The 1,659-nt window shown below is 36.1% G+C and carries 1 protein-coding gene; it reads left to right on the top strand.

What is annotated here, in order from left to right; all coding sequences use genetic code 11:
* Positions 1-97: 97 nt before the first annotated feature.
* Entirely contained in the window at positions 98-1,528 is a 1,431-nt protein-coding gene (locus ACFWDE_RS30460) for an IS4 family transposase (RefSeq protein ID WP_377896394.1), read from the top strand.
* The last annotated feature ends 131 nt before the right edge of the window (positions 1,529-1,659 follow it).

Genomic DNA, 1,659 nt, shown 5'->3' with positions numbered 1-1,659 from the left:
ACCCCATCGCTATCAACCTAATAAAACAAAATCCCCCCTAAAATGAAAAAATACGTTATTCTTTCTGTAGAATCATAGGAAAGGATGGCGTTTTTGTATGTCTATTTCTGTATCTGACGAACTACAACTATTCGCACAGGAGATTCAGAGTCTTTTATCCCCAAATACCTTACAGAATCTAGCTAGAGATGTTGGGTTTGTACAGCGAGCAAGTAAGTATCGAGCACAAGATTTAATAGCTTTATGTGTATGGATAAGCCAAAGTGTAGCAAAAACGTCCTTAACCCAATTATGTAGTTGTTTAGAAGCATCAACAGAAGTGCTCATCAGTCCCGAAGGACTAAATCAACGATTTAACGCTGCAGCCGCGCAGTTTCTACAACAAGTATTAGCCAAACTTCTCAACCAAAAGTTATCTTCAGCTAAGCTGCTCTCTTCTCCGTACACTTCTATTTTCAAGCGTATTCGTATTTTAGATTCAACTGCATTTCAACTTCCAGATCCCTTTTCATTCGTTTATCCAGGTGCAGGAGGATGCAGCCATACAGCGGGAGTAAAGATTCAGCTTGAGTATGATTTATTAAGTGGACAGTTCCTTCATATTCATACAGGTCCAGGTAAACAACATGATCGAACCTACGGTTCCCTGTGTGCCCCAACCGTAACAGCGAATGATTTATGTATCCGAGATTTAGGTTATTTTCATTTGAAAGATCTTCAACATATACAAGATAAAAAGGCTTATTATATCTCACGTATCAAATCGAATACACGTATTTATCAAAAAAATCCTAACCCTGATTATTTTCAAGATGGCAGAATCAAGAAAGGTACAGAGTATATCCAGATAGATATGGAGGTTTTAATGAACTCTCTTCAACCAGGACAAACAGGTGAAATATCGAACGCTTATGTAGGAATGACTGATAAAGTCCCAACTCGTGTGATTGTTCATCGACTATCAAAAGAACAGCAACAAAAACGATTACAAGATCAAACTGTAAGAGAAAAAAAGAAAGGAATGAAGTATTCTGCTCGTAGTAAACGACTTAGCGGTATCAATGTATATATGACAAATACTCCTACAGATATTGTCCCGATGGGACAAGTACATGATTGGTATTCTTTACGTTGGCAAATCGAGATTTTATTTAAAACGTGGAAATCATTCTTTCATATTCATCATTGTAAAAAGATAAAAAGAGAACGATTGGAATGCCATTTGTATGGGCAACTGATTGCCATTCTACTCTGTTCTTCTACCATGTTTCAAATGCGGCAATTACTTCTTATGAAAAAGAAACGAGAACTGAGTGAATATAAGGCCATATATATGATAAAAGATTACTTTCTTCTTCTTTTCCAAGCTATACAGAAAGACACCCAAGAATTATCAAAGATTCTAATTCGCCTGTTCAACCTCTTACAACAAAACGGGCGAAAATCTCATAGGTATGAGAAGAAAACAGTCTTTGATATATTAGGTGTCGTTTACAATTGTACCATGTCTGAAAATCAAGCAGCTTAAATCAAAAAAATGAAACCTGTTAGGGTTTATTTCGTATGCAAATCTTTAAACTCCCTACATGTAGCCTTTAGAAAAAAGAAATAATCTCGCCTAAAATTGACTTTGCATAAGCTTAGCTTGATAGTGATGTG

Origin of the sequence: Bacillus sp. NPDC060175, from assembly GCF_042728695.1 — a bacterium.
In the GTDB taxonomy this organism is placed as follows: domain Bacteria; phylum Bacillota; class Bacilli; order Bacillales; family Bacillaceae_G; genus Bacillus_A.
The sequence above is the reverse complement of the archived record's forward strand: the minus strand, read 5'-3'. Positions and strand labels throughout refer to the sequence as shown.